This is a genomic window from Algoriphagus sp. (assembly GCF_024642405.1).
In the GTDB taxonomy this organism is placed as follows: Bacteria; Bacteroidota; Bacteroidia; order Cytophagales; family Cyclobacteriaceae; genus Algoriphagus.
The window spans coordinates 1-7,482 of sequence record NZ_JAHEBC010000138.1 but is presented as its reverse complement, the minus strand read 5'-3'; the positions used below and the strand labels follow the sequence as shown (position 1 = coordinate 7,482).

Genomic DNA, 7,482 nt, shown 5'->3' with positions numbered 1-7,482 from the left:
AAAAAAAATGTAGAAAAGTATGGGAAGAAAATTTCAATACAAAAGCGATGTTAAAGAATTTGGCGTTAGAAATGTCCTCCTTAGGACAATTATTGAAGATTGAAAATTCCCCAATTTGAAATGCGGCCTTGTTCTTTCTCCTCAAGCCATTTGCTTTATATTTGCCACAAAAAATAATAATTGTTGAGAAAAAAGCTTGGGGTCAATTTTTGTTTTTTAGCTAAAGTACATATATGCATAAAGTTACAATTCTAAATATTCCAAATTACTACAGTTCTTTTTACCTTTTAGGCCTTGAAAGAATTGCAAATCTGAGGTATAATCCAAGGAAAGAATTTGCCCATTTAAATGGGAAACCATTTTTGGTGATTGAATATAAAGGTAAAATTGCTGTAATTGAAAATGATGATCCCATCGGCGTGGATATGTCTGCTTATTCTGATTCAGATTTATATTTTGCCACCAATAAACTTTTAGACCGTGAAGATTATAGTTTGAAAAAAGTTACTCCCCTGTTTCCCCATTATTCGATTGACAATTCATTTGCATATTTGAAGCTTTTTGGTTTCAAGGGAATGGGTGCTTTAGGTGCAAAAGAGTTTCTAAGACAATTTTACATTTTATTTAGAAGACCAATTTTGACAAACAAGCCATTTGAGCATTTAGAGGGCAATTATGTTTTCTTTTCCGGGAGTATTTGGAAAAAGGAAAATTGGGCAAATCAAATGCGGGCAGAATTTGTAACTGCATGCAAGTCCAATCCTTATATTGAATTTGAAGGGGGAATGAATCCTCGAACAGATGGGGATTTATGTGGACTGCCGCCTTCTGTGATGGATAAACGTTATACTCCAAAGGATTTTTCTGAAAAATCTTCCAAATCGATAATAGGATTTAGTAATCCTGCGGTTCTTGATGCTGTAAGTTGGAGATTAGGCGAATATTGGAATTATGGATGTTTTGTAATTTCTTTTCCTTTCAAGATAGAAATTCCAACAATTCCAATTCATGGGAATCATATTCATTATATAGAAGGCCCTGAGGAGTTTTCAGATGTGTTAACCTTCGCGATGAAGAATCCTGATTACAGAGAGAAAGTAGCCAAAGGAGGGAAAACCTATTTTCAAGAAAATTGTCTTCCTGAAATTCAAGCAAAAAGAATATTTGACCTGCTTGAAAATTCCTGAGTTTGTAACTAGCGATTTTAATTATTCAAAAAACATAAAAAATGACAAACCCATACTTTTCAATTAATGGTCGAAAAATAGGTTATGATTTCCCCCCATTAGTAATTGCTGAAATCGGAATCAATCATGAAGGGTCTTTGACCACAGCTATGGAAATGGTAGATGCTGCACATAGGGCTGGAGCTGAAGTGGTCAAGCATCAAACACATATTGTAGAGGATGAAATGTCTGGATCAGCAAAAAAAACAATTCCAGGAAATGCCAAAGTCAGTATTTATGAAATCATGGAGCGCTGTTCTTTAAATGAAACTGATGAATTGACGTTAAAAAATTATGTTGAAAGTAAAGGGATGATTTTTATAAGCACTCCATTTTCTAGGGCAGCTGCTGATAGACTTATTAAATGGGATGTACCAGCATTCAAAATTGGATCTGGTGAATGTAATAATTACCCATTATTAGAGCATATTGCTGCCTTTGGAAAACCAATAATAATGAGTACCGGGATGAATACTATTGAAAGTATTCAAAAGGCTGTTGCCATTTTGGAAAAACATGAAGTCCCATATGGGTTACTGCATACTACTAACCTTTATCCGACGCCAAATCATTTGGTAAGATTAGGAGCAATGGTAGAGATTCAATCAAATTTTCCAAATGCTGTTGTTGGGTTAAGTGACCATACGCTTAGTAATTTAGCTTGTTTTGGTGCAGTCGCATTAGGAGCTTCTATTTTGGAAAGGCATTTTACTGACCATATGGATCGTCCAGGACCGGATATTGTTTGTTCAATGGATGAGCAAGCTTGCAGAGAATTAATAGAAGGGTCTGCTATTCTTCAACAACAGCGGGGTGGGAAAAAAGGACCGGCTGAGGAAGAAAAAGTTACAATTGATTTTGCCTTCGCTACAATTTGCACAATTAAACCGATGAAGGAAGGTGAGGTATTTTCGAAAGAAAACATTTGGGTAAAGCGACCTGGAAAAGGAGGCATATTAGCCGAACATTATCATTCGGTCTTAGGTAAAAAAGCCCTATCCAATTTAGAAACTGACGTTCAGGTAATCTGGGATCACATTGAAAAAGCGTAAAATTGTATTTCTAACCGGTACAAGAGCAGATTTTGGAAAGCTCAAATCACTGATTGAAATAACTCGTGTCCAGCCAGATTTTGAGGTTCATATTTTCGTTACTGGCATGCACTTACTGAAGGATTATGGGTACACATTGATAGAGGTGGAAAAATGTGGGTATGAAAATATCCACTCCTTTGCAAATCATACCCATGAAACTACAATGGATTTAAGTTTAGCAAAAACAATTGAAGGTTTCTCGGCTTTTATAAAGTCGACTAATCCAGATTTAATCGTTGTCCATGGTGACCGGATTGAAGCTATGGCAGGAGCGATTGTCGGAGCTTTAAATAATATTCGTGTCGCTCATATTGAAGGAGGGGAAGTGTCAGGTACCATTGATGAATTGATTCGACATGCGGTATCAAAAATGAGCCATATTCATTTTGTTTCTAATGAGAAAGCGAAATATAGGTTGATTCAGATGGGAGAAATACCCGGTTCAATTTTGGTTATTGGATCTCCTGATGTAGATCTCATGCTTTCTGACAAGCTCCCAAGTATAGAAAAAGTGAAAGCATATTATGAGATTGATTTTTCAACATTTGGCATTGCTATGTTTCATCCAGTGACTACTGAAATTCGTCAAATGAAACTTTATGCAAAGGAATTTGTAGATGCGTTACTAGAATTTGATAATGAAATTGTTGTAATCTATCCAAATAATGATTTAGGATCTTCGTATATCTTGGATGAGTATAAAAGACTTGTTGGAAATCCTAATTTTCGTGTTTTTCCCTCTATCCGCTTTGAGTATTTTCTAACCCTTTTAAAAAATGCGAAATACATGGTAGGGAATTCCAGCGCTGGAATTAGAGAAGCACCATATTATGGGATTCCAGTTGTAAATATTGGTACCAGACAACAAAATAGGGCTTTACACCAAGATATTATTAATTGTAATTATAATAAGTCTTCAATTTTAGATGCGTTAAGACGAGCGATTAATTCTAAATTTAAAAAAGAGGACTTATTTGGAAAAGGGAAAAGTGACCAGCAATTTTTGGAGGTTCTTCAATCCGCCAATTTTTGGAAAATAAATCAGCAAAAACAATTCATAGACTTAGGGTAGTTCTTCAGTTAAATTGTCCTTTTGTCAAATTATAGCCGAAAGAATTTCTAACATATTTGAAAGTTCTTTCGGCTTTTTTATATGTTTTTGACCATTTGAGGTAAATTCGGAACGATATTAGTTACTTGAATTGGGTTAAAATTTGGTATTTCTAATCCAGAAAATTCAAAGTTCAAAAAAGTAAATGAGAGATACAGAAAACATGAAACTTGTTAACTGGCATAGAATTCTCCTAATCGTATTTTGGGTAGGTTTGTTTGTCTTTAATTCTTTGCTGGTTTCTGGACAAAATGTGATCATTCCACGTGATGGTTTCCCTTATTGCGAGCCATTTACTAACTCCACGACAAGGGCGAATACTGTTTTTGACGGAACTCCAAACAAAGCGATCCTAACAGCAAATGCAGGTATAGATGTTGAAGGGGATGGGTTTTTGAGACTTACTGATAATACCACAGATCAAAGAGGTTATGTCTTTATTGATTTGCCATTTTCTTCAGCTTACGGAATTAAAGTTTCCTTTGAATATTTTGCATATGGAGGTATAAACCCACCTGCTTATGCAGATGGTATTTCATTTTTCATGTTTGATGGAGCAATTGGTCCTGATGATGGGATGGCCCCTTCTGGACCTACCGAATTTCAAATTGGGGGACTTGGAGGTTCATTAGGTTATTCTCCATGGCGGAGTAATAATAATTTAACTTTCCAACCAGGATTGAAAGGGGCATATGTCGGAATAGGATTTGATGCTTTCAGAAATTGGGGGAATGAGTTTGAAGGAAGGTTTGGTGGATTTAAAGATGCAAATGCAACTGGGTTTGGACCTGTTCCAGATGAACGTCAGTATTATAATTCGATTGCTGTAAGAGGACCTGAAAGCTCAAATTATCAATTTATTGATGGCAAAAGGACCTATAGCCGGAGTTTTCTTACAGAGGAACAGCCAGCAGTATATACTGATCCAATAAATTCCTTTTACTACCTTTTTGATGCATTGGATCCTGTTGAATATTTAGCCAGAAGATTTAAAATAGGTTCTATCAATCGCGCGGAGACTTGTCCTGAAGATGGATATAGAAAAGTGTTTATTGATTTATTCCCAGTTGGTGGTGGAAATTATTTGCTTTCAGTTGATATGCTTGTAAATAATGGAGGAACACTAAGGTTGGAGAATATTTTCAAAAATCTTCCTTATAATTTCCCTGCACCCAGAAATCTAAAAATTGGTTTTGCCGCCTCTACAGGTACTCCAAATACCAATTTTCACGAAATTAGAAACGTTACTGCGCAAGTTTCGGATTATGCTTCTATTCCAATCCCAGAAATTCAAAACTTAGAAGCAGAAGTTTGCCAGGATGAGGAGAATATATTTGAATTTGACGTGAACCTTACAAGTGAAAACTCATTTGTGCGATGCGTTCAGCTATTTGAAAATAACCCTGGTCCACCTGATAATTCTGCACCAACAGGAGGTGATCCATCTTTATCAAATTGTGGTTTGTCAAATGTTTGCGTTGAAAAGTGTGACCCATCCAATAACTCAGTAACGATACCAGGGAAAGGGACTTTTACTGTTATTTTGGAGGAATTGACAACTGGGAATTTTGATACAGAACGATTTAAGGCTAGTGTCAATTTTGTGCCGGTTCCGGGTTTTGTAGGGGAGGCGGAAGTTTTTTATCAAGTTTTAGATAATTATGGCTTGTTATCTGAGGCAAAGACAATTATTGTTGTTTCCAATCCTTTTCCAGAAAAAATTCAAGATCCAACTTTTGATTACCCTACTTGTTCTGGTCAACCAGACGGTAAATTGTATGATTTAATTATTGGAGACCTAGTTTCAGGATTCGATTATGAATGGATACTAAATGGAAATTCAATTGGAAAATCAGGATCGACGGTATCTAGTCTATCTAATGGTGAAGCAACTTTTGAACTAAATGATTTATTGATTGGCACATATACTTTAAGCGTTTGGAATCCTTCTGATAATGGCAAATGTGAGCGGAGTTTTTCTTTTTTAATAAATCAAGAAAATGGAACACCTGTCGAACTTGACTTGCCAAGTCAAGAAATATGTGAGGGGGCTGATGTTGCATTTTCTCCATTTATCGATCCAGCATATGGTTCAGATGCAGGAGCTGAATTCTTCTGGTATTTATCACCAGATCGGACAGGAGGCGCAATCGTATCCGGAAGTACGATTACGATTGATGGACAACCGATAACATTCACTATTCAATCCAATCGAAATATCTCCATTTCAGGCTTAGTTTCAAATGGAAATGCGCCAAAGACCTATAATTTTTATGTGGAAGCTAAGCCAGCCTCCAACCCAACAGGTAATTTTTGCCCGTATTTAGGAGATGTTTTAACGGTAGCTCGGGTAGATGTTTATCCTCCAATAGATTTTTCTGCCGCAAAAACATCAGATGATTGGTGTTTGGATAATTCTGGAAGTATTACAGCCACTGTTTCAAACCCTACTAGTAGTATCACCTATACACTATTGAATCAAAGTGGGACAGTCATCGCAACTAATACTAATGGGCTTTTTTCTGGATTGGGTCCAGGAGTCTATGAAGCGGTGGCTACCTCTGCCAACCCTCAATGTTCGGTTTCTAGTGCTCCAATCACAATAGATGGCCCTACAAGTAAACTTGATCTTACACCTGGAACAATAGAAAATGCCTATTGTAACAATGCAAATGGAAGCTTGGCATTTTCCATTTCAGGTGGAACTTCAGCTTATTCCATAACATTAAATGGAAATTCTATAAGTGGAATTACTCCTGTTGGCAATGTTTACACCTTAAATAATCTTCCAGCTAATACTTATTCGATCGTCGTTACTGATTCGAAAAACTGCTCGATGGCGATAAGTATGGTAATCAATGGGGATTCGGAATCTGAGTTTTCAGCAACAAAGGCAGAAATTTGCGAAGACGAAATTGCAACTATTTCCCCTCAAGTGATTAATCTATCTTCTAGTAATCCAATTTTCAATTGGTTCTACAAAGATTCAGGTGGTAATTATGTCCAAATCACATCTGGATCAACTGTTGGCGGAATTACCTATGTAATCGATGGATCGAATAATCTTTCTGTGGACGGTTTGACACCTCAAGCGACAGCATATGATTATTACTTGGAAGTTACAGGTTCAAAAGTTTGCCCTCAAGGGTATATACCAACAACGATTTTAGTCAATCCTGGCCCTGTAATTAATCCGCCTATTGTACAAAATGTACTTTGTAATGGTGCAGCTGATGGAAAAATTGAAGCGCAGATGGGCAATGGGAATCTAGCTTCATTTGAATTCAATTTGGTGGGGGATAATGGATACAATTCAGGCTTCCAGTCGAATTCTGGCATTTTCTCCGGATTGAAAGCTGGTACTTATGAATTATTTGTTAAGGGTGCTGGAAGTTGCACAAGTCGATTGAGTGGCATCGTGATCCAGGAGCCTACCAGTATTGTAGGAACTGTAATTTTAAAGCAAGACGCAACTTGCGGTGAAGCGAATGGAGTCTTGCGATTTACAGTTTCAGGTGGCACTCCAGATGCCTCTGGGGGATATTCAATAACTTTGAATGGTAAGGATTTAGCTAGTTTTGGGACGGATCTTACCACTAATGCAGCTAATGACTTCACACTTTCAAACCTTGCTCCGGCTATTTATTTGATATCTATTATAGATGCAAATTCTTGTGTAAACACCTTGTCAATTGAAATTTTGGATACGCCTATTCCTGAATTTGATGTAGATGATGTGGAAGTTTGTGAAGGAACACTAGCGGTCCTGAACCCAATAGAAATAAGTAATACCATTGGCGCTAGCCCTGTTTATTCTTGGTATTATGAAGACCCAATAAATGCAGGGTCCTTAATTGAAATAAAAAATGGGGATGTAGTAGGTGGAGTAACTTACGATTTGACAAATGGAATTCTGACAATTTCTGGCCTGTCTTATAATGTAGCTTCTTATAGCTACTTCTTGGATGTAACCGGCGATAAGATTTGCCCAAAAGAACCAATCGAAGCAAAAGTAAAAATTCTTAAAATCCCTATCGCTTTATTTTCGGAA

General features: G+C 36.8%; 3 protein-coding genes and 1 pseudogene. All 4 read left to right on the top strand.

Annotation, left to right across the window (positions count from 1 at the left end; all coding sequences use genetic code 11):
- Positions 1-233 precede the first annotated feature (233 nt).
- Positions 234-1,187: a glycosyltransferase gene (locus Q0L68_RS11600; RefSeq protein ID WP_296703173.1), complete on the top strand. Its 954-nt coding sequence runs from the start codon at positions 234-236 to the stop codon at positions 1,185-1,187.
- Between the two features lie 41 nt (positions 1,188-1,228).
- The gene (locus Q0L68_RS11595; protein WP_296703170.1) at positions 1,229-2,278 is read left to right on the top strand and encodes an N-acetylneuraminate synthase family protein; all 1,050 of its coding nucleotides are present in this window, start codon (positions 1,229-1,231) and stop codon (positions 2,276-2,278) included.
- A complete protein-coding gene (gene neuC, locus Q0L68_RS11590) occupies positions 2,265-3,392 on the top strand; it encodes a UDP-N-acetylglucosamine 2-epimerase (RefSeq protein ID WP_296703168.1) in 1,128 nt (375 codons plus the stop codon). Before Q0L68_RS11595 ends, neuC begins: the two co-directional genes overlap by 14 nt.
- 184 nt (positions 3,393-3,576) lie before the next feature.
- Positions 3,577-7,482 (top strand): annotated as a pseudogene (locus Q0L68_RS11585) (hypothetical protein); the annotation flags it as partial.